We start from the raw sequence: 19,900 nt of genomic DNA, 5'->3' as shown, positions 1-19,900 counted from the left end.
GTTGAGGCAACTTAAGGCTTTTTGTTGCACTTGGAGGACAGAGGTGTGATCTCTCTTCGCTATCCTTTGTCGACCCTCCCACGGTTTCGAATCGATAGTGATGAATCCTGGGCTCCAAGCCTGACTGGGCAGATTCTTCCCCAATTTAAGGTCCGCCTGGTCAATCCGATACGTCCTCCCTTTGGGCCGCGACACCTAGTGCATTGATGCTCCAGGTGATCGCGGTTTTTTTTGCAGCTATGTGTTCGGATCAACGCTTACCGACGTGCTTCGCGAAGAAAATCACCAGTGCCAAGGCGGGGATCGCTGCGGCAGCGTAAGCGGTAATCGCCCAGCCAAAGCTCTCGTAGAGTGGGCTCGCGACCATCGAACCCAACGCACCACCGACAAAGATGCTGGTCATGAACACTGCGTTCAGCCGTGCACGGCTGTTGGGGTCCAGGGCGTAGACTTCACGCTGGCCAAGGACCATGTTCATTTGCACGGCGAAATCCAGAGCGATCGCCGCAGCGACCAAGCCTAGGTAACCCAGCCCAGGGATCCCGGCGATGAGCAACGCAGCCGGTGCCATAACCAAGGCTACCAGTGTACTCACGTGACCATGACCTGCATCAGCCAGACGGCCTGCGATCGGGGCTGCAATGGCGCCCACGGCACCCACAAGAGCGAAGAGCGCTACACCGTTCTGGGTAAAGCCGTAGTGACGGATCAACTCGATCGGTACGACAGTCCAGAAGAAGCTGAAGCTTGCAAACAGTAACCCCTGATACAGAGAACGCTCACGAAGCACAGCATATTGCTTAGCCAGGCCGAAGACGGAACCAATCAAGCGGGCGTAGGTAGTGTGATGATTCGGAACGCGCTTAGGCAGTAGTGCCGCTACCAGGGCCGCGATAACGACCATCAGCACGGCGGCACTGAAGAACACGCCCCTCCAGCCCACATACTCCGACACCAGGCTTGAAACAGGGCGAGCCAGCAGGATTCCGAGCAACAGACCACTCATGATGTTGCCCACCACGCGGCCTCGACTGCTCTCAGGCGCCATGTGGGCGGCCAGCGGCACCAGGATCTGCACAGCGACAGAAGTAAGCCCGATCATCAGAGAGGCAATCAGGAACAGCGACGGCGAATCAGCGAAACCTGCTGCTGCGAGGAATGCGCCTACCACCAGGGTGAAGCCGATCACCAGACGCTTGTTTTCCATCAGGTCGGCCAGTGGAACCAAGAACAGCAGTCCAGCGGCATAGCCGAACTGGGTCAGCGAAACGATCAGGCTGGCATGTTCAGGCGAAAGGCCAATGCTTGGGGCAATAAGCTCAACGATGGGCTGTGCGTAGTAGAGGTTGGCGACTACGGCGCCACAGCAAAACGCGAGAAAGATGACCAACGCTTTAGATAGTGTCGGGACTGTATCGGCATGCACCGACGGTGAAGCAATTACATCAGGGCTGCTCGCTGACATGGCGACATCTCCGAATGGGTTGAGAAAGTTCAGGAGCAAGCCTATGCGTGAGGGACAGTCATGAGAATACGAACTTCCAGCAACGAAGTTATGCAAGTTGCGCAAAACTGGCAGCGTTGCGTGATGAGCAAAGCTTCGTTGCGTGAGGTACCTATACCCCTGTAAGTCGTGCTCCTTTAGGCTCACGCCTTCAACTAATCGGCACTCAATAAGCCGAGGTTGAAGATGAGGAGATCTTCGATGAGTTCGGCTCGATTGGCGTCCGCCATCTCAAGCCCCTGTAGCTTAGGGCGTCAGTCGGCGCTCTTAGCCAAGAGCGAGGTGGGTATTGATGTCACGTAAAAAGCTTTGGGTATCTGCAGCTGTTGCGCTCGGCGCAGGAGGACTTGCTGTAGCGTTCGGGCTGATGTGGCGACCTGCGATCGACCCGATCGATAAGCCTGTGGAATTCGATACGGCCCAAATCGCTCGAGGCGCCGACGTGGTGACAGCCGGCGATTGTGCTGTGTGTCATACGCGCCCGGGTGGCAAGTACCTCGCAGGTGGCCTGCCACTGGTGACGCCGTTCGGCACGCTCTACAGCACCAACATCACCCCGGACGCCACGACCGGCATTGGCCAGTGGCCGTTCGAAGCATTTGTACGTGCCATGCGCGAGGGCATCTCCAGAGACGGTCATTTTCTCTACCCGGCCTTCCCGTACAAGCACTACCGCCTGCTCAGCGACGACGACCTGGCCGATGCCTATGCGTATCTGATGAGTGGCCCGCCTGCATACGAGCCGGCGACACCCAATCGCATGAAGTTCCCCATGAACATTCGCCCGCTGGTCTCGGGCTGGAACTTGATGTTCCTGCACACGGCGCCGTTCGAGCCGGCAGCGCAGCAATCGCAACAGTGGAACCGTGGACGGTACCTGGTCGAAGGCGCAGGCCACTGCGGGGGTTGCCATACACCCCTGAACTTCCTCGGCGCTGAAAAAGACACCAAAGCACTTTCCGGTGGCGTGGTCGATGGGTGGGAAGCACCCTCCTTGCTGGGTCTGGCGAGTCGCGAGAAGCCTTGGTCGCAAACACAACTGGTGGAGTACCTGCAGGCCAAGGTTGTAGACAACCATGGCACGCCGGCCGGTCCAATGCGCCCGGTCAGTCAGGAGCTCGCCCGCCTGCCACAGACCGATGTCGATGCCATCGCGGAATACTTGCTGAGCCTGCCCGCGAGCGATGCCAAGCCGAGCCCTATCGGCGCCAGCACCGCGCTAACCGCTGAGTCGGCCCGTCTGGGCCATGATCTGTTCCAAGGCGCCTGTGCCGGTTGCCACGGCGGCGCGGCGCCCATGCGCGCCATCGACGGCAGACCGGCACTGACCACCACGTCAGCAGTCCAGGCCGATAAACCACGCAACTTCATCAAGACAGTGTTGGAAGGCATCGCGCCCACGCCCGGCGAACCGGGCCCAGCCATGCCGCCGTTCGCCGCGAGCCTGAACGACCAGCAGCTCACCGCCCTGGCCGAGTTCATCCGCCATCAGGCGAGCCCGGACAAACCGTGGCCTGATGTTGATGCAACCATTCAGGCACTGCGCCAGGAGACCCCATGAGCAAGGTGAATCTCAACGTAAACGGCCAGGTACACAGCCTGGATATCGACCCGGACATGCCGTTGCTCTATGCCCTGCGGAACCAGCTGGAGCTCAACGGCGCCAAGTACGGTTGCGGACTGGGCCAGTGCGGCGCCTGCACCGTCATCGTCGACGACAAGCCGGTGTTTTCCTGCGTGACCCCTTGCGCGGGGCTGGAAGGTCGCAAGGTGCGCACGGTCGAGAGCTTGGGCACGGCCGAGCACCCCGGCCCCTTGCAGCAGGCGTTCATTGATACCCAGGCTGCCCAGTGCGGTTACTGCATCGCCGGGATGATCATGCGCGCCCAGGCCTTGCTGGAGAAAAACCCTCGGCCCGACCAGGCTACGCTTCGCACCCACATGGCGACGAATCTGTGCCGCTGCGGTACCCACCTGCGGATTATCGAAGCCATTACACGCGTCATTGAAAACGGTGGTCTCCATGGCTAACAGCGAATTCAGTCGTCGCGCCTTCCTTCAAGGCAGCAGCCTGCTGATGGCCTTCACACTGATGCCGGTAGCCCGCAAGGCGCTGGCCGATACCGAGGTGGACACGCTCGGTACCGTCGTGCTCGCCCCCGACCTGCCGGGCAGCCTGCGCACCAACCCCTATCTCGACGCCTGGATCAAGGTAGGGGCTGAAGGCATCACGGTGTACACCGGCAAGGTGGAGCTGGGTACCGGGGTGAAGACTGCGCTGCTGCAGATCGCAGCGGAGCGGCTGGACGTTGCGCCGGCTGCGGTCAACTTCCTCACGGCGGATACCGCCCTGACCCCTAACGAAGGCTACACGGCTGGCAGCCATACGATTTTCGACAGCGGCACGGCGCTATTCAACGCGGCTGCGCAGGTTCGCCAAATGCTCATGGAGTCTGCCGCTCGACACTGGGGCTTGGACGTCGCCTCGCTGAAAACTGGTGATGCGATGATTACCGCACCGTCCGGGGCGCGCATGAGATATGCCGACGCCGTGGCTGGGGTGGACCTCCATCAGTACGCCCAGGCCAAGTCACCTGACATTTCACCTGAACAGTTCAAGCTTATCGGCCATGCGGTGCAGCGGCTCGACATCCCTGCAAAGGTCACTGGCGCCGCAGCGTTCGTACAGGACATGCGCTTGCCGGGCATGCTCCATGCCCGCGTGATCAGACCGCCGCGCCCGGGCAGCCAGCTCACCGGCTTTGATATGCCCGCCATCGAACGCCTGCCGGGTGTGGTCAAGGTGATCCGGGACGGCAATTACCTCGCGGTGGTAGCCAAAGATGAGTGGCAAGCGGTCAAAGCCATGCGCGCCGGCTACGAGGCCGCGACGTGGGCCGGTGGCGACGTGATCCCGGACCAAGCCGTGATTCACCAGTTGCTGCCCAAGTTGCAGTCCAAGCGCTATCCCATCAAGCATGAGGGGACCCCAGCGCCTTCGAGCGGCAAGACGTACCGGGCGCGGGTCACCAAGCAGTACCTGATGCACGGTTCCATCGGCCCATCCTGTTCGATAGCTTGGTTCAAAGACGGCATGCTGACGGTCTGGACCCACACCCAGGGAGTGTTCCCGCTGCGTGCAGGCATCGCCGAAATGGTCGGCCTGCCGCCAGCCGCCGTACGCTGCATCCACGCCGAAGGCTCGGGATGCTACGGACACAATGGCGCCGATGACGCCGCGGCCGATGCTGCTCTGATCGCCGTGCGCCTGCCAGGTGTACCCGTGCGAGTTCAATGGATGCGCGAACAGGAAAACCTCTGGGAACCCTACAGCTCGGCCATGCTTACCGAGCTGCAAGCCAGCCTGGGCAGTGACGGGCGGATCAACGACTGGAAGTACGAGCTGTGGACCACCCCGCACAACGAGCGCATCACCAACGCCGGACGCCTGGTGCCGGCGCGGATGATCGCCCGCCCGTTCACCTCGATGCCCTCCGTTCCGATTGCCCAGCCCGAGGGGGATGGCGACCGCAACGCGATCCCGCTTTACGAAACCGGTGCGTCTAGCATCGACATGAACTTCATCACCCAGATGCCGTTCCGGACCTCGGCGATGCGCTCGCTGGGCGCGCACATAAATGTCTTCGCCATCGAGGCCTGCCTGGACGAGTTGGCGGATCAGGCGGGTGTGGATGCCGTCGAATTCCGTCTTGAGCACCTCACCGACCCAAGGGCCCGAGCAGTCATTGAACGGGCCCGGGACGAGTTCGGTTGGCCACGCCGCTCACCGGCTCCGGGAAGCGGCATCGGCCTGGGCTTCGCCCGTTACAAGAACATCATGGGTTACTGTGCGGTGGCCGTGGAAATCCAGGTGCATCCGCAAACTGGCGACATCGAGATCCAGCGGGTGGTCACCGCAGTGGACGTGGGTCAGATCGTCAACCCCGATGGCCTTCGCAATCAGGTCGAAGGCGGTATCGTCCAGTCGAGCAGTTGGACGCTTTACGAGGCGGTCAGTCATGACGCCGGCGGGGTGCGCAGCTACGACTGGAGCGGCTACCCGATCCTGCGTTTCCCGCAGCTTCCCAAGCACGTGGAAGTACACATGATCGATCAGCCTGGCCAGCCGTTCCTTGGCGCTGCCGAAATCGTCCAAGGCCCGATGGCGGCGGCGCTGGGTAACGCCGTGGCCGATGCCACCGGCCACCGCCGGCTTGCGTTACCACTTACCCGCAAGGCCTGAGCAATGAGCAGGTCGCCGACGTTCGGTCAAGTGCTTGGAAAGGTAACGGCAGATGCAGCATCTTGATGTGAAGGTACTCGAGCAAGCACTGGCCTGGGCCGACGAAGGGCAAAGCATGTGGTTGTGCACCGTGCTCTCCACCTTCGGTTCGGCGCCGAGATCGCCTGGTGCAATGCTGGTGGCCACGCAGTCCGGCGCGCACTGCGGCTCGTTGTCGGGTGGCTGCGTCGAAGAAGAATTCCTCCAAGCGCTGGGCCGTGGCGAGCACGCGGCCCCCACCCAGGTTGTCAGTTACGGACGTACCGCTGAAGAGCGAAGCCGCCTGCAACTTCCCTGTGGCGGCAGCTTGGATGTGTTGGTCGAGCATCGAGAACCAACCGTGGAATGGAAGGCTCACCTGAGCCAGTTGCTCGACGCAATGCGTGGCCAGCACCGGCTGACGCGGATAATCGAACTTGAAAGCGACCTGTTCAGCTCCCGGCGTTACGCAGACGGAGCCGACACCGTGACTCGCCGTGGTAGCCGTCTGGAAATTAACCTAGGTCCTGCACTTCGCCTGCTACTTGCCGGCATGTCACCCGTCGCCCAGGCCTGTGGTCAGTTCGCCAAAGCCCTCGGGTTCGAAGTGATTGCCTGCGATCCGCGGGAAGAAGCGGCCGAAATGCCAATCGAAGGGGTGCCTCTGATTCCGCTGTTGCCCTCGCTGTACATCGCCAATGGAGGTTGCCACGAAGCGACAGCCGTCGTTGCGCTCACCCATGACCCGAAAATCGATGACCTCGCCTTGATGGAAGCTGTGCACACCCCTGCCTTCTATATCGGTGCAATGGGCTCCAAGCGCACTTCGGAAAAGCGAGCAGAGAGGTTGCGGCGAATCGGCGGCCTGTCGTCTACCGACGTAGACCGCTTGCACATGCCCATAGGCCTGGATATCGGTTCCAGAACCCCGGCCGAGATCGCCTTGTCGGTCATGGCTGACGTGCTGCGGGTTTACAGAGGTAAAGCTCGTACTGCGCTTTAGGGCAGAGATCCCAGGTTTTGCGAGTTGCGCAATGCACTTGCTCCGGTTTTGCGGATTATCAATTTTCGGTCTGGGTATTAACCTAACTTCATCAAACAGAAGCGACGATGTTTCATCTCTTGAATTTATTGAATTTACTTCAAAAGGAACTGAGTAATGACCAGCCATCTGTTCAATCCCATTCGTGTGGGCGCCTTAGAACTTCCTCATCGCATTGCGATGGCTCCATTGACCCGGTCTCGCGCTGGTCAACCTGGGGATGTCCCGACATCAATGGCTGCGGAGTATTATGGCCAGCGGGCAAGCGCGGCTCTAATCATTACCGAGGCCACGCAAATCTCTCAACAGGGGCAAGGTTACGCATGGACTCCAGGTATCTATACCCCTGAACAGATTCAGGCCTGGAAACGTGTAAGCGATGAGGTGCACGAACTCGATGGACGCATCTTCATGCAACTTTGGCACGTTGGCCGCGTTTCGCATCCCAGCTTCCAGCCGGATAACGCTCTGCCTGTGGCACCGAGTGCCATCGCAGCGCCTGGCAAGACCTTCATTGTCGACGAAGATGGTAACGGGGTGTGGGGGGATGTGCCGGTACCGCGCGCGCTAGAAACCGAAGAAATCGCCGCAATCATTGATGACTACCGCATCGCCGCGCTTAACGCCATCGAGGCCGGTATGGACGGCGTGGAAATCCATGCGGGCAACGGCTATCTGCTCGACCAATTCATCAACAGCAACAGCAACAAGCGCAATGACCCATACGGTGGTACTTATCAGAATCGGGCGCGCCTGCTCCTGGCGATCGTTCAGGCAGTTGCGCAAGAGATCGGTGCAGACCGCGTCGGTGTGCGTCTTACCCCGATGGGACGTTTCATGGGCATGGGAGACGACACCCCCATCGAGACCTTCACCTACATCGTGGAGTCGTTGAACCGCTATGGGCTGGCGTATCTCCACCTCGTAGAGCCTGCCGTTGTCGGTACGGTGAAGGACGAAAACTTCGACCCGCGCTGGGACGAGATCATCTTGAAGCTGCGTGACGCTTGGAACGGTGTGTTGATCATCGCAGGCGGTTATGACGCGGCCTCTGCGGAGAAAGCGATTCGGGAAGGACGCGCGGATGTTGTGGCTTTCGGTCGGCCGTTCCTGGCCAACCCGGATCTACCACGCCGGATTCGAGATGGATTGGAACTCAATACACCTGATCCGACCACCTTCTTCGGTGGCAACGAACGCGGCTACATCGACTACCCCGTACACCCGTAACTTGATCGACAGACTGGCTGGATGCCCCAGCCAGTTCTGTACGGTGCCAATTGTCCCTGATTTTGAAACAGTCAAATCGAAAGTGTTCATATTGTTGCCAAGTTGGCCTGAATTTATGATTTCTCCATCGAAAGCCACTTCGGCAAACTTTAAAATCAGGAGCAATCAAATGAACTCACTAAAAAATACCACTGCAGTAATCGGCCGCGTATTGTTGGCTGTTCTTTTCTTGCTTAGCGGCTTCAGCAAGCTGGCCTCACCAGAGGGAACCATTGCTTATATCGAGTCAAGTGGTTTGCCGCTCCCATTGCTGAGCTACTTGGCCGCACTTGGTGTGGAACTTGGTCTCGCCACACTGTTGATCATTGGTTTTCAAACGCGCATTGTCGCTGTGGTCATGGCTCTATTCACGGTAATGGCAGCGTTTGCTTTCCATAACAATCTGGCTGATCAAGGTCAGTTCATTAACTTCTTCAAGAACATTTCCATTGCCGGCGGTTTGTTGCAGATCGCAGCCTTTGGCGGCGGTGCGCTGAGCCTCGATGCGCTGGTGGCCAACATCAAAGCTCGGACTGCGAAAGCCCAACTCAATCCCGTCTAACCTTTCACGCCGCGAACGGCGCAGGGGGAAGTCATGACTACATCCACACAACGTGCCCCCTGGCTACCGATTTGGGCTGGTCTCTGTGCCAGCCTCGTCGGCATCGGATTGGCGCGATTCGCTTATACACCACTCATCCCGGCACTTATTGAAGCCCATTGGTTTGCCAGCTCTGCAGTCGTTTTCCTTGGCGCGGCAAACCTGGCCGGCTACCTGATTGGAGCTTTGATTGGCCGGCCAATGGCCGCCAGATGGTCAAGCGCAACCGTGCTGCGTGTCATGATGGTCATGGTCAGCTTGGCATTCCTTGGCTGCGCCTGGCCGCTGTCGGTGAGCTGGTTCTTCTTCTGGCGTCTGCTTTCAGGCATCGCCGGTGGCGTGATCATGGTGCTGGCAGCAACTGCTATCCTGCCACATGTATCTGCCAACCGAAGGGGCCTCGCAAGTGGCGCGATTTTCCTTGGTATCGGATTGGGAATCGCAGGAGCTGCAAGCCTGGTTCCCTGGCTGTTGGCCAAAGGGCTTCAGCAAACCTGGCTTGGTTTAGCGGCACTCTCATTCGCGCTCACTGTCAGCAGCTGGGCGGGGTGGCCGGCCGATCATCCTCACCATCAAGCGACACCGACTACACCTGAAGCTGCAACCTCATCCGCCGTAATGGTTTTGTTTGGCCAGTACGCTTTGATGGCGACTGCGCTGGTTGCCCCCATGATGTTCCTGGTGGACTACGTTAGCCGCGGCCTTGGTGCAGGAACCCATGCAGGAGCGTTGATGTGGGGCCTGTACGGTATCGGTGCCATTGCAGGTCCGGTGCTTTACGGGCTGTTGGCGGATCATCTGGGCGCTCGGACAGGCATTCGGATTGTCCTGATTGCCCAACTTATCGCAGTAGGTGTACTGATTGAGACCCATGATCTGCGCCTGCTTGGAGCAGCGGCATTGCTCATAGGCTCATTCCCGCCAGGTATCGTTCCTTTGGTCCTTGCTCGGGTGCACAATCTGGTAGAGGGGCACACGCAGCAGAACGCGACTTGGAGCCGCGCTACAGTAGCTTTCGCAAGCTTCCAAGCCATTGCGGGATATGGATACTCAGCGCTGTTCGCAAGCAGCAACGGTCATCATGGCGTGCTGTTCAGCGTCGCTGCAGGTGCCTTGATTCTGGCTCTGCTGCTCGACCTGATCCTCAAACGCGAGGCCCGAACAGCATCGATTCAGACCGTTTGAAAACCGAAACCCCAGCATCACGCTGGGGCTTCATCTGAGGGGGGAGTACGATTTTTCGGGGCATTGAAATCAGAATGGGTCCCGGCAGGAGGTTATGAGACCGAAGCGCAGGCACGAATAGATATCCAGGCTTGCCTGATGCGCTACAACCTCAAGCGCCTCCACAGCTACAACGGCCATGAAAAAAGCTCAACGCAGCGGCATGAACCTTAACCGGTGTCCAAAATTACTTGACCAGATCACCTTGTGTCGCGATAGGGCCGCAGAGCGGCGCCGAAATTCAGCATCTAAGCTGTGATTCAGCACCCTCCCCTGGACGCACGCCCCATGCCCGAAAAACCCCGCCTCGACTGGCAACGCTGGCTCCCCGGCCTGGTCACCCTGCTCCACTACCAACCCGCCTGGCTGCCCAGGGACATCGCCGCCGGCCTGGTGCTCACCACCATGCTGGTGCCGGTGGGCATCGCCTATGCCGAGGCATCTGGCGTACCCGGCATCTACGGCCTGTACGCCACCATCATCCCGCTGCTGGCCTATGCCCTGTTCGGCCCCAGCCGCATCCTGGTGCTGGGCCCGGACTCGGCGCTGGCCGCACCGATCCTGGCGGTAGTGGTGCAGTACGCCGCCAGCGACCCGCAGCGGGCTATCGCCATCGCCAGCCTGATGGCCCTGGTTGCCGGGGCGTTCTGCGTGATCGCCGGGCTGCTGCGCCTGGGCTTCATCACCGAGTTGCTGTCCAAGCCGATCCGCTATGGCTACATGAACGGCATCGCCCTCACGGTGCTGATCAGCCAGTTGCCCAAGCTATTCGGTATCAAAGTCGATAGCCAGGGCCCCTTGCGCGACCTTTGGCAATTGGCCGAAGCACTGCTTGCCGGCCAAGGGCACTGGCCAAGCTTCGTGGTCGGCGGCGGCAGCCTGGCGCTGATCCTGCTGCTCAAGCCGTTCAAGCGCTTGCCGGGCATTCTCATTGCGGTGGTACTGGCCACGCTGGCGGTGAGTCTGCTAGGGCTCGACCAGCAAGGTGTGAAAGTGCTCGGCCAGTTGCCCCAAGGCCTGCCAAGCTTCGTGTTTCCCTGGGTCACCGACATCGACCTGGTCGAGGTGGTACTGGGCGGGATTGCCGTGGCGCTGGTGTCATTCGCCGATACCAGTGTGCTGTCGCGCTCCTATGCCGCGCGCATGAAGATGCCGGTCAACCCGAACCAGGAAATGTTCGGCCTGGGTGTGGCCAACCTGGCCTCCGGGCTGTTCCAGGGCATCCCCATCAGCAGCAGCTCGTCACGTACCCCCGTGGCCGAAGCGGCCGGCTCGCAGACCCAGCTCACCGGCATCATCGGTGCGCTGGCGGTAACCTTGTTGCTGCTGGTGGCGCCCAACCTGATGCAACACCTGCCCAACAGCGCCCTGGCGGCGGTGGTGATTGCCGCAGCGTTGGGCCTGTTCGAGTTTGCCGACCTCAAGCGCATCTTCCGCATGCAGCAATGGGAGTTCTGGCTGTCATTCACCTGCTTCGTCGGCGTGGCGGTATTCGGGGCCATTCCCGGTATCGGCATTGCCGTGGCGGTGTCGGTGATCGAATTCCTGTGGGACGGCTGGCGGCCGCATCATGCGGTGCTGGGCCGGGTGGATGGCACCCGTGGCTACCATGACGTGCTGCGTTATCCACAGGCCCGACGCATTCCGGGGCTGGTGCTGCTGCGTTGGGATGCGCCGCTGTTCTTTGCCAATGCCGAGCAGTTCCAGAACACGGTGATGGCTGCGGTGGATGCGTCGCCTACCCCGGTCCAACGGCTGGTGATTGCGGCGGAGCCGGTGACCAGCATCGATATCACCTCGGCGGACATGCTGGCCGAGCTGGACCGGGCGCTGGAGGCGCAGGGGGTGGAATTGCAGTTTGCCGAAATGAAGGACCCGGTAAAGGACAAGATGCGGCAGTTCGAGTTGTTCGAGCATATGGGGGAGTCGGCGTTCCATCCCACTGTAGGTGCAGCGGTGGATGCCTATCTGGAAGAGAGTGGGGTTGACTGGAGGCCCTAGGGTTTCCTGTGCTGGCCTCTTCGCGGGTAAACCCGCTCCCACAGGTACAACGACAACCTTGAAGTTTGTGCGATCCCTGTGGGAGCGGGCGTGCCCGCGAAGAGGCCAGTACAGAAGAGCTAAACAGTCCGAACCCGACGCCGATCAATCCATATGAGCATGGCGCTAGCGTACACCGACACCACCAGAAACAGCGCCATGCGCACGGCAAAGGCGCGGTACACATCCTGCCCGCCCGCGCTGTCCTGCACCGACTGCCCCAGCAAAATCAGCATGGTCGTCAGGCAACTCACCCAGTACGCCGGGCTTTGCCTGGTATCCACCGCACGGTAGAGCCTGCGCCCCTGCCAAAGGACGAACAGCAGCACCCACAGGAAAAACATCCACAGGTGCACGAACAGGCTCAACGCGCCCCACATCAGTATCGCCAGCAACCCGGCAAGCAAGGTCGAGCCGATCAGCTCGCGGCTGGCATGTCGCGCGCGGGTCTCACCGGCCTGCTGCCCCAGACTCACTGCCTTCATGATCAGCGGCATGTACTGGTCCGGGGCAATCAGCGCCAGCAAAAAGGCCGGCATCACGATCAGCGTGGCACGCAAAGCGACCCAGCTCACCTGGTCACTGTCGAGCAACGGTGGTGCCGGTGGCGCCGGCGCATTGGCCGGCTCGGGAAACAGCACATGCGCCGCCGCCGTGCCCAGCACCGCCAGCAGCATGCCTTTGGCCAGCGCTTCGACCACCGATAGCGCCAAGGTGAAGTCGCTGGTGCCAGCAGCAGCGATCATGGTCAGGCCGATGACCAGCAAATTGGCTAGCAGGCCGTTGCCGCCTTTCAGCGCATAACGCAAAGTCAGAAAAACCCCCACCCCCACCAGCAAAACCCCACTCACCGGGGCATGGCGCAGCAGCGGAATCAGCAGCAGCCCGCTGCCGCAACTGAGCAGCACCAGCACCGCCAGGGCCGGTGCCGCACGCAGGGGCAAGGGCTGGCTGCGCATGGCCAGCAACAGCACCGCGAACACCGGCGCCAGGATCGGCACCGGCAGGCCGATGCCAAAACTCACCGCCAGGCACAGCGCCACGCCCCAGGCCAGGCGCAGGGCGCGCAGGCGGCGCAGCTCAATAGGCATAAGACAGCCAGCTCATCAGCCACATGAACAACCGGCCCAGCAGGTTCAATGGGTTGCCCTCGCTGGGCAGCGCCATGACTTCGGCCTGGCCGCCGACCCGCAAACCGGTCTTGTCCTGCAACTGGTCACGCTCCAGTTCAACGATCACCGGGAAGCGCTGGGCCGAGCGCAGCCACTCGCGGCTGTTCTGCACGGTCGGCAACGTACCCGGCGGGGTACTCTGGCCCACGCTCACGCCGTAGCCAATGCTGCGAATACGCCCCTTCAACACCGTGCCGGGCAGCGCATCGAGCACTACCAGCACCGGGGTTTCAGGGCGCAGCCGACCGAGGTTGTTCTCGGTCATGTCGGCACTTATCCACACGTCATGGATGGCGATCAGAGTCATCATCGGGCTGCCAGCGCCGACATAGTGGCCAACGTCGGTACGCAGGTCGGTGATCAGCCCGTTCGCGTCGGCGCGTACCACGGTGCGCGCCAGGTCCAGGCGGGCTTTTTCCACATTGGCCGCCGCGCTGCGCAGCTGGGCGTTGTCGTCCTGCGCCCCGCCCTGCTGCTCACGGGCCCGCTCCACTTCGGCACGGGCTGCCGCCACCTGGCTGATGGCCTGGTCACGGGTGGCCTGGGCGCCTTCCAGGCGGCGTACCGACACCGTGCCGGGGTCTTCATCGATCAGGCGCTTGAGCCGCTCGGCGTCCTGCCGCGCCTTGCGCTCGTTGGCCTGGGCCGCCACCAGTGCCGCCTGGGCCGAGTCGATGCCGGCGGTGTGGGCGCCGATCTGCCGGCGTACCGTGTCCAGGTCGGCTTCGGCGCGGGCCAGGGCGATGCGGTACTGCTCCTGGTCCAGCTCGAACAGCACATCGCCCTTGCGCACTTCCTGGTTGTTGCCCACCGCCACACGCTTCACCTGCCCGGCCACCTCGGCACTCACCGGCACCACGTAGGCCTGCAGGCGGGCCTGCTGGGTGTAGGGCGTGAAACGGTCGGCCAGCAGGTACCACAGCAGGCTCACGGCAATCAGCAGCAGCACCCAGCGCATGCCGCGATCGGGGGTTGGCGTTGGCGTGGCGTCGCTCATTTCGGTTCACCTTGTGCATGTGCGCTGGGGGCTGGCTCGTCGAGCAGATCGCCCCAGTCGGTGCGTTGCTGCATCTGTTGGCGCGTGGCCGGGTCGATCGGTGCGCGGCTGGCGTCCCAACCGCCACCCAGGGCCTTGTACAGCGTCACCAGGCTGCTGACGGCATTGCCGCGGCTGACCAGGTAACCGTCCTGTTGCTGCAGCAGCAGTTGCTGGGCGTCGAGCACGCGCTGGAAGTCGGCAAAGCCTTCGCGGTACTGCGAGCTGGCCAGGTTCAGCGAGCGCTGCGCGGCCTGCGAGGCCTGCTCGCGGATACTTGCACTCTGCAGCGAGCGCACCAGCCCGCTGGCGGCATCGTCGGCCTCGCGCGCGGCTTCGCGCACATCCTGGTGATACAGCTCGATCAGTTGCTGCAAGCGGGCATCTTCCACGCGCACGGCGTTCTTGCGCCGGCCATAGTCGAACGGGTTCCAGATCAGGCTGGGCCCGGCGGCGATGTCGAAGGTATCGGGCAGGTGATTGGCCGAGACGAAGCTCCAGCCAATGCTGCCCAGCAGGCTCAGCTGTGGATAAAGATCGGCCTCGGCCACCCCGACCAGCGCCGACTGTGCCGCCACCGCCTGTTCGGCGGCGCGGATGTCCGGGCGGCGCTGCAGCAGGCTGGCAGGCACGTCCTGCAGCACGGCACGGTCCGGCAACGGCAGCTGGCCGTGGCCTGCATCGAGCTGCGGCAGCGGCCCGGGCGGCCTGCCGAGCAGCGAGCACAGCACGTTGCGCAGGGCATTGAGCTGGTTCTGGAACTCGGGGATGGTGGCCTGGGTAGCCAGGTACTGGGTGCGCGCCTGTTGCCAGTCGAGTTCGTCGTTTTCGCCATGCCGGAACAGCCGCTCGGTTATCTCCAGGCTGCGCGCCTGACGGCGGGCGTTTTCCTCGGCGATATCCAGCCGCGCTTCGGCGGTGCGCAGGGCAAAGTAGGTGTCGGCCACCTGCGCACGCAACAGCAGCATGACATCGGCGTAGTTGGCCTGGGAGGCAAAGTAGACGGCGTCGGCGCTTTCGATGGCGCGGCTGAAGCGCCCCCAGAAGTCGATTTCCCAGCCGATGTCGAAGCCCGCACTGGATTGCCAGAACACCGAGTCGCGAGCGGTGGCGGTGCCGGACTGGTCCTGTTTCAGGTACAGGCTCTGGGCGCGCAGTTGCTGCAGCTGTGGATAACGCCCGGTCTGCACGATGGCCAGCTGGGCACGGGCTTCGGCAATACGCAAGCCAGCCACGCGCAGGTTGCTGTTGTTGGCATCGGCCTCGGCGATCAAGGCATCCAGGGCCGGGTCGGCGAACACGGCCCACCACTGGCGCAGGTCGGGCGCTGCGGCCTGCCGCCCTGCCTGTTCCAGCAGCGGGGTGTTCCAGGTGCCCAGCCACGGGTCCTGCGGCGGCCGGAAATCCGGGCCGACCTGGGTACAGCCCACCAACATGGCAGCCAGGCTCAGTGCACAACCATGGAAGCGTCCGGGCATGGCGGGCCTTGGCTTACGCCGATGGCTCGACGGGGTTTTCCGGCACCTGCAGCGCCACCCACTGCCAGAACAGCACGTAGGTGACGCCAAGGATCACCGGGCCGATGAACAGGCCGATGATGCCTTTGACCACCATGCCGCCCAGCGCCCCGATCAACACCACCGGCATCGGCACGTCCACCCCGCGCCCCAGCAGCAGCGGCTTGAGCACGTTGTCGGCAAGCCCGGCGACAAAGCTGTAGATGGCGAAGATGATGGTCGCCACGGTAAAGCCTTCGACGTTGAATACGTAGATGATCACCGGCACCGTGATCAACGTGGCCGGCGCCTGGGCAATCCCCAGCATGAGGATGACGATGGCCAGCATCCCCGCCCCCGGTACCCCTTTGATGACGAAGCCGACACCGATCAGCAGCATCTGGATGAAGGCAATGCCGATCACGCCCTGGGCCACCGCGCGAATGGTGGCGGTGCACAGCTTGGCCAGTGGCTTGCCACGCTCCTCGCCCGACACCCGCATGGCAATGCGCTGCGCCGCGATTTCACCGCGGTCACCAAACGCCATGATGATGCCCGAGACGATGATCGCCGCGATGAACAACAGGAACGCCCCCCCTGCGCTGGCTGCTGCACCCAGCACCGTGCGCCCGGCGCCCTTGAGCTGGGGCATCCACTGGTTCAGCACACCGGCCATGTTTTCCGAAGCGGCCAGCCACAGGGCATGCACCTTCGGCCCGATCAATGGCCAGGCCGCCACCGAATCAGGCGGTGCCGGCACGCTCCAGGCACCGCTCTTGAGCAGCGTCACCAGGCTGTCCACCGATTCGCCGATGGACATCACCACCAGGTAGATCGGCACCAGCAGCACGACCAGTACCAGTAGCACCACCAGCGTCGCTGAAAGCCCGTCCTTGAGCCCTGTGCGGCGCTGGATGCGGCAATACAGCGGATACAAGGTCACCGCCAGGATCACCGACCACAGCATCAGCTCCAGGAACGGCTGGAACGTCTGGAAGGCGAACATCACCAGCGCCGCCACCAGGCCGGCCTTGATGAGCACATCGAGCAAGCCCCGCGACAGGCGGCTGTCCAGCTTGAGACCCGGTTGCATGCTTCACCTCCGAACTCAGGTGCGCCATGTGGCGCGATTCAGTGGCCCGTTTCAGGGCTTGCCTGGGCTGGGCTGTCGTCACGCAACTGTCGCGCCAGGGCCATCATTACCAAGGGCACCACCGCCATCGACAAGGTGATGGCCAGCACCAGCAGGTCATGCACCTGCTGCGCCAGCACCTGATGGTCGAGTGCCAGCTTGAACACCACGAAGGCAAACTCGCCGCCAGACGCCAGCACCACGCCCAGGCACAGCGCCTGGGGCTGGTTGAGCCCACCGGCCATGCGCCCCAGGCCATACAGCAGCGGCAGCTTGATGACCACCAGCAGCAGGGTCAGCGCCAGTACCAGCAATGGCATGCCGAACAGCAGGCGCAGGTCGGCACTCATCCCCACGCCAACGAAGAACAGCCCCAGCAGCAGCCCCTTGATGGGTTCGATCTGGGTTTCCAGTTCATGGCGGAAAGGCGACTCAGCCATCAAGACGCCCGCCAGGAATGCCCCCAGCGCCATGGACACGCCCACGTGCTCCATCACCCAGGCAGTGCCCAGCACCACCAGCAAGGCGGTAGCGGTCGACAGCTCGGGCAGGCCCGAACCGACTGTCCATTTGAAGACAGGGGTCAGCAGGTAGCGGCCAAAGATAATCACCACACCTATACCAGCCACCACCGCCAGCACCGGCCAGGCGCCTTCGTCGGCGGTACTGACGTCACCTCCGAGCAACGGCACCACGGCAATCAGCGGGATCGCGGCAATGTCCTGGAACAACAGGATCGCCACGGCCAGGCGACCATGCGGCTTGCCCAGGTCCTTGCGCTCGGCCAGCACTTGCAGGCCAAACGCGGTGGACGACAGCGCCAGCCCCAAGCCCAGCACGATGGCTGCCTGCTTCGACTGGTCGAACAGCCAGTACGCCAGCAGGCCAAGCACTATGGCGCTCAGGCCCACTTGTAGCGAGCCGATGCCGAACAGCGCCCGGCGCATGGTCCACAAACGCCTCGGCGAAAGCTCCAGGCCGATGACGAACAGCAGCATCACCACACCCATCTCCGACAGGCGCGCCACGTTATCCGGATTGTTCAGCAGGCCAAACACCGACGGCCCTATCAGGATGCCCGCCAACAGATAGCCGGGCACTGCCCCCATTTTCAAACGCTGCGCCAGCGGCACCAGAAGCACCACGGCCAGCAGGAACACCACCGTCGCCTGCAACAGGCTGCCGTCATGTGGCATAGGCTCGCTCTCTCCGCTGCTCCCCGCAGGGAAGGATCAGAAACGCTCTTCGACGACTTTGAACGGATAGTTCACGGCCTTGTATTTACCGATCTTGCCGCGCCTGGGCAACTTCACTACCTCGTCGCGGGTAATGTCCTTGTAGGGAATGCGCGTCAGCAGATGGCTGATGATGTTCAGCCGGGCACGGCGCTTGTCGTTGGAATGGGCCATGAACCAAGGTGCCCAGGACGAATCGGAGGCGGCGAACATGTCGTCGCGGGCCCGGGTGTACTCATCCCAGCGGGTGTACGACTTGAGGTCCATCGGCGACAGCTTCCACAGCTTGCGGCCATCGTTGATGCGGTCTTGCAGGCGGCGGGTCTGCTCTTCGGCACTGACTTCCAGCCAGTACTTGATGAGGATGATCCCCGACTCGACCATCATCTTTTCGAACAGCGGCACCACGGTGAGAAACTTGCTGCTCTGCTCTTCGCTGCAGAAGCCCATCACCCGCTCGACACCGGCGCGGTTGTACCAGCTGCGGTCGAAGATCACTACCTCGCCTGCAGCGGGCAAGTGCCCCAGGTAGCGTTGTACGTACATCTGGGTCTTTTCCCGCTCGGTCGGTGCCGGCAGCGCCACCACGCGGAATACTCGCGGGCTGACACGCTCGGTAATGGCCTTGATGGTGCCGCCCTTGCCAGCACCGTCGCGGCCCTCGAAGACAATGCACACCTTCAGGCCCTTGGCGACCACCCACTCCTGCAGTTTCACCAGTTCCACATGCAGCTGCTTGAGTTCCTTCTCATAGGCCTTGCCGCCCAGTTTTTTCGGCTGGTTCCTGGGATCTTTCTTCCTGGACGACTTCGACATGGCACTCTCCTGAGGGCGGATGAAGAGTCAGTATGGTCGATCCATGGCGCTTTGCCGCTTCGCTTGCAGATTTCGCAGGCCTGGTTCTATCTCATTGATTCTGCGGGTGCTGGTGGGTGTTCCGGGGAGGGTGTGGGAGCGGGTTCACCCGCGAATGCGTCATTGAAACTATCGACGTCTTCGCGGGTAAACCCGCTCCCACAGGGTATGCGGTGCCTTCAAGGCCGGATTACCTGGCCAGCTTGTTGTAGCTGGTCATCAGGTTGCGGTAGTCCGGAATATGGTTGGAGAACAGGGTCCCCAGCCCTTCGATGTCATTGCGCCAGTCCCGGTGCAGCTCGCAGGCCACGCCGAACCAGGTCATCAACTGCGCCCCGGCCGCCTCCATGCGCCGCCAGGCCGAGTCCCGGGTCAGTTCGTTGAAGGTGCCGGAGGCGTCGGTGACGACAAATACCTCAAAGCCCTCCTCCAGCGCCGACAGTGCCGGGAAGGCCACGCACACTTCAGTCACCACCCCGGCGATCAGCAGTTGCTTCTTGCCGGTGGCTTTGACGGCCTTGACGAAGTCCTCGTTGTCCCAGGCGTTGATGTTGCCAGGGCGTGCGATGTACGGGGCGTCGGGGAACTGCTCTTTCAGTTCGGGCACCAGCGGGCCGTTGGGGCCGGTCTCGAAACTGGTGGTGAGGATGGTCGGCAGCTTGAAGTACTTGGCCAGGTCCGACAGGGCCAGGACGTTGTTCTTGAAGCGGTCTGGGTCTATGTCCCTTACCAGCGAGAGCAGACCAGTCTGGTGGTCAACCAGCAGCACAGCAGCGTTGTTCTTGTCCAGACGCTTGTATTGGAAGGCCATGACAGTTCTCCTTGCTTCAGCGGGTTGGGAGTATCAGCGTAGGCAAGGATGAGAGCTGGGGGGGACCGTCAGTCGGTTAGCTCATTGTTGGCTGTAGCGGTCCGCTCCCACAGTAAGGAAAGCACAGCCATCACTTCACAAATTCCTGAACTGATTATTTGCCCGCAGCGATTTTTCCCCTCGCCGACCGCCACCAGAATCGCTTCACCACAATCACAAGAA

The 19,900-nt window shown here is 62.0% G+C and carries 16 protein-coding genes; 8 read left to right on the top strand and 8 right to left on the bottom strand.

From position 1 onward, the window contains the following. Nucleotides 1-250: 250 nt before the first annotated feature. Nucleotides 251-1,465, bottom strand: coding sequence for an MFS transporter (locus tag J5M71_RS11880; protein ID WP_207832404.1), 1,215 nt, complete (start codon nucleotides 1,463-1,465; stop codon nucleotides 251-253). A gap of 331 nt (nucleotides 1,466-1,796) precedes the next feature. Here J5M71_RS11880 and J5M71_RS11875 point away from each other — a divergent pair, with 331 nt between their 5' ends. From J5M71_RS11875 to sulP, 8 genes are all read left to right on the top strand, one after another. After that, on the top strand, nucleotides 1,797-3,065 hold the full coding sequence (locus J5M71_RS11875; protein WP_207832402.1) for a cytochrome c: 1,269 nt from the start codon (nucleotides 1,797-1,799) through the stop codon (nucleotides 3,063-3,065). After that, nucleotides 3,062-3,535: a (2Fe-2S)-binding protein gene (locus tag J5M71_RS11870; protein ID WP_207832400.1), complete on the top strand. Its 474-nt coding sequence runs from the start codon at nucleotides 3,062-3,064 to the stop codon at nucleotides 3,533-3,535. The genes J5M71_RS11875 and J5M71_RS11870 overlap by 4 nt, the downstream gene beginning before the upstream one ends. Continuing rightward, on the top strand, nucleotides 3,528-5,747 hold the full coding sequence (locus J5M71_RS11865; RefSeq protein WP_207832399.1) for a molybdopterin cofactor-binding domain-containing protein: 2,220 nt from the start codon (nucleotides 3,528-3,530) through the stop codon (nucleotides 5,745-5,747). Before J5M71_RS11870 ends, J5M71_RS11865 begins: the two co-directional genes overlap by 8 nt. A 52-nt stretch (nucleotides 5,748-5,799) precedes the next feature. Beyond that, nucleotides 5,800-6,768: an XdhC family protein gene (locus J5M71_RS11860; protein WP_207832397.1), complete on the top strand. Its 969-nt coding sequence runs from the start codon at nucleotides 5,800-5,802 to the stop codon at nucleotides 6,766-6,768. A gap of 156 nt (nucleotides 6,769-6,924) precedes the next feature. After that, complete coding sequence (locus J5M71_RS11855; protein ID WP_207832396.1) at nucleotides 6,925-8,037, top strand: alkene reductase; 1,113 nt, start codon at nucleotides 6,925-6,927, stop codon at nucleotides 8,035-8,037. Between the two features lie 169 nt (nucleotides 8,038-8,206). Beyond that, a complete protein-coding gene (locus tag J5M71_RS11850) occupies nucleotides 8,207-8,638 on the top strand; it encodes a DoxX family protein (protein WP_207832394.1) in 432 nt (143 codons plus the stop codon). A 33-nt stretch (nucleotides 8,639-8,671) separates the two neighbouring features. Continuing rightward, the gene (locus tag J5M71_RS11845) at nucleotides 8,672-9,862 is read left to right on the top strand and encodes a YbfB/YjiJ family MFS transporter (protein ID WP_207832392.1); all 1,191 of its coding nucleotides are present in this window, start codon (nucleotides 8,672-8,674) and stop codon (nucleotides 9,860-9,862) included. A 327-nt stretch (nucleotides 9,863-10,189) separates the two neighbouring features. Then, on the top strand, nucleotides 10,190-11,902 hold the full coding sequence (sulP, locus tag J5M71_RS11840; RefSeq protein ID WP_207832390.1) for a sulfate permease: 1,713 nt from the start codon (nucleotides 10,190-10,192) through the stop codon (nucleotides 11,900-11,902). 119 nt (nucleotides 11,903-12,021) lie between these two features. Here the strand turns inward: sulP and J5M71_RS11835 are convergent, their stop codons facing one another. From J5M71_RS11835 to ycaC, 7 genes are all read right to left on the bottom strand, one after another. Next, entirely contained in the window at nucleotides 12,022-13,032 is a 1,011-nt protein-coding gene (locus J5M71_RS11835) for a DUF2955 domain-containing protein (RefSeq protein ID WP_207832387.1), read from the bottom strand. Continuing rightward, nucleotides 13,022-14,110 carry an HlyD family secretion protein gene (locus J5M71_RS11830; protein ID WP_207832386.1) on the bottom strand — a complete coding sequence of 363 codons (1,089 nt, stop codon included), beginning with the start codon at nucleotides 14,108-14,110 and terminating at the stop codon, nucleotides 13,022-13,024. Before J5M71_RS11830 ends, J5M71_RS11835 begins: the two co-directional genes overlap by 11 nt. Then, complete coding sequence (locus J5M71_RS11825) at nucleotides 14,107-15,627, bottom strand: TolC family protein (protein ID WP_207832383.1); 1,521 nt, start codon at nucleotides 15,625-15,627, stop codon at nucleotides 14,107-14,109. The genes J5M71_RS11830 and J5M71_RS11825 overlap by 4 nt, the downstream gene beginning before the upstream one ends. 13 nt (nucleotides 15,628-15,640) lie before the next feature. Next, on the bottom strand, nucleotides 15,641-16,738 hold the full coding sequence (locus J5M71_RS11820; RefSeq protein ID WP_207832381.1) for an AI-2E family transporter: 1,098 nt from the start codon (nucleotides 16,736-16,738) through the stop codon (nucleotides 15,641-15,643). Nucleotides 16,739-16,776: 38 nt separating this feature from the next. Beyond that, entirely contained in the window at nucleotides 16,777-17,973 is a 1,197-nt protein-coding gene (locus J5M71_RS11815; RefSeq protein ID WP_207832379.1) for a monovalent cation:proton antiporter-2 (CPA2) family protein, read from the bottom strand. 36 nt (nucleotides 17,974-18,009) lie between these two features. Further along, on the bottom strand, nucleotides 18,010-18,828 hold the full coding sequence (gene ppk2 / locus J5M71_RS11810; RefSeq protein WP_207832378.1) for a polyphosphate kinase 2: 819 nt from the start codon (nucleotides 18,826-18,828) through the stop codon (nucleotides 18,010-18,012). A gap of 229 nt (nucleotides 18,829-19,057) precedes the next feature. After that, entirely contained in the window at nucleotides 19,058-19,678 is a 621-nt protein-coding gene (gene ycaC / locus J5M71_RS11805) for an isochorismate family cysteine hydrolase YcaC (protein ID WP_186673804.1), read from the bottom strand. Nucleotides 19,679-19,900: the final 222 nt, after the last annotated feature.

It is taken from the genome of Pseudomonas sp. 43(2021) (genome assembly GCF_017490805.1).
Classification (GTDB): domain Bacteria; phylum Pseudomonadota; class Gammaproteobacteria; order Pseudomonadales; family Pseudomonadaceae; genus Aquipseudomonas.
Note: the sequence above shows the minus strand (reverse complement) of the source record. Positions and strands in the feature narration are given on the sequence as shown.

What these genes read in the sequence shown, in the direction of transcription:
- J5M71_RS11880 (WP_207832404.1), bottom strand. Translation starts at nt 1,465, where the DNA reads ATGTCAGCGAGCAGCCCTGATGTAATTGCTTCACCGTCGGTGCATGCC.
- J5M71_RS11875 (WP_207832402.1), top strand. Translation starts at nt 1,797, where the DNA reads ATGTCACGTAAAAAGCTTTGGGTATCTGCAGCTGTTGCGCTCGGCGCA.
- J5M71_RS11870 (WP_207832400.1), top strand. Translation starts at nt 3,062, where the DNA reads ATGAGCAAGGTGAATCTCAACGTAAACGGCCAGGTACACAGCCTGGAT.
- J5M71_RS11865 (WP_207832399.1), top strand. Translation starts at nt 3,528, where the DNA reads ATGGCTAACAGCGAATTCAGTCGTCGCGCCTTCCTTCAAGGCAGCAGC.
- J5M71_RS11860 (WP_207832397.1), top strand. Translation starts at nt 5,800, where the DNA reads ATGCAGCATCTTGATGTGAAGGTACTCGAGCAAGCACTGGCCTGGGCC.
- J5M71_RS11855 (WP_207832396.1), top strand. Translation starts at nt 6,925, where the DNA reads ATGACCAGCCATCTGTTCAATCCCATTCGTGTGGGCGCCTTAGAACTT.
- J5M71_RS11850 (WP_207832394.1), top strand. Translation starts at nt 8,207, where the DNA reads ATGAACTCACTAAAAAATACCACTGCAGTAATCGGCCGCGTATTGTTG.
- J5M71_RS11845 (WP_207832392.1), top strand. Translation starts at nt 8,672, where the DNA reads ATGACTACATCCACACAACGTGCCCCCTGGCTACCGATTTGGGCTGGT.
- sulP (WP_207832390.1), top strand. Translation starts at nt 10,190, where the DNA reads ATGCCCGAAAAACCCCGCCTCGACTGGCAACGCTGGCTCCCCGGCCTG.
- J5M71_RS11835 (WP_207832387.1), bottom strand. Translation starts at nt 13,032, where the DNA reads ATGCCTATTGAGCTGCGCCGCCTGCGCGCCCTGCGCCTGGCCTGGGGC.
- J5M71_RS11830 (WP_207832386.1), bottom strand. Translation starts at nt 14,110, where the DNA reads ATGAGCGACGCCACGCCAACGCCAACCCCCGATCGCGGCATGCGCTGG.
- J5M71_RS11825 (WP_207832383.1), bottom strand. Translation starts at nt 15,627, where the DNA reads ATGCCCGGACGCTTCCATGGTTGTGCACTGAGCCTGGCTGCCATGTTG.
- J5M71_RS11820 (WP_207832381.1), bottom strand. Translation starts at nt 16,738, where the DNA reads ATGCAACCGGGTCTCAAGCTGGACAGCCGCCTGTCGCGGGGCTTGCTC.
- J5M71_RS11815 (WP_207832379.1), bottom strand. Translation starts at nt 17,973, where the DNA reads ATGCCACATGACGGCAGCCTGTTGCAGGCGACGGTGGTGTTCCTGCTG.
- ppk2 (WP_207832378.1), bottom strand. Translation starts at nt 18,828, where the DNA reads ATGTCGAAGTCGTCCAGGAAGAAAGATCCCAGGAACCAGCCGAAAAAA.
- ycaC (WP_186673804.1), bottom strand. Translation starts at nt 19,678, where the DNA reads ATGGCCTTCCAATACAAGCGTCTGGACAAGAACAACGCTGCTGTGCTG.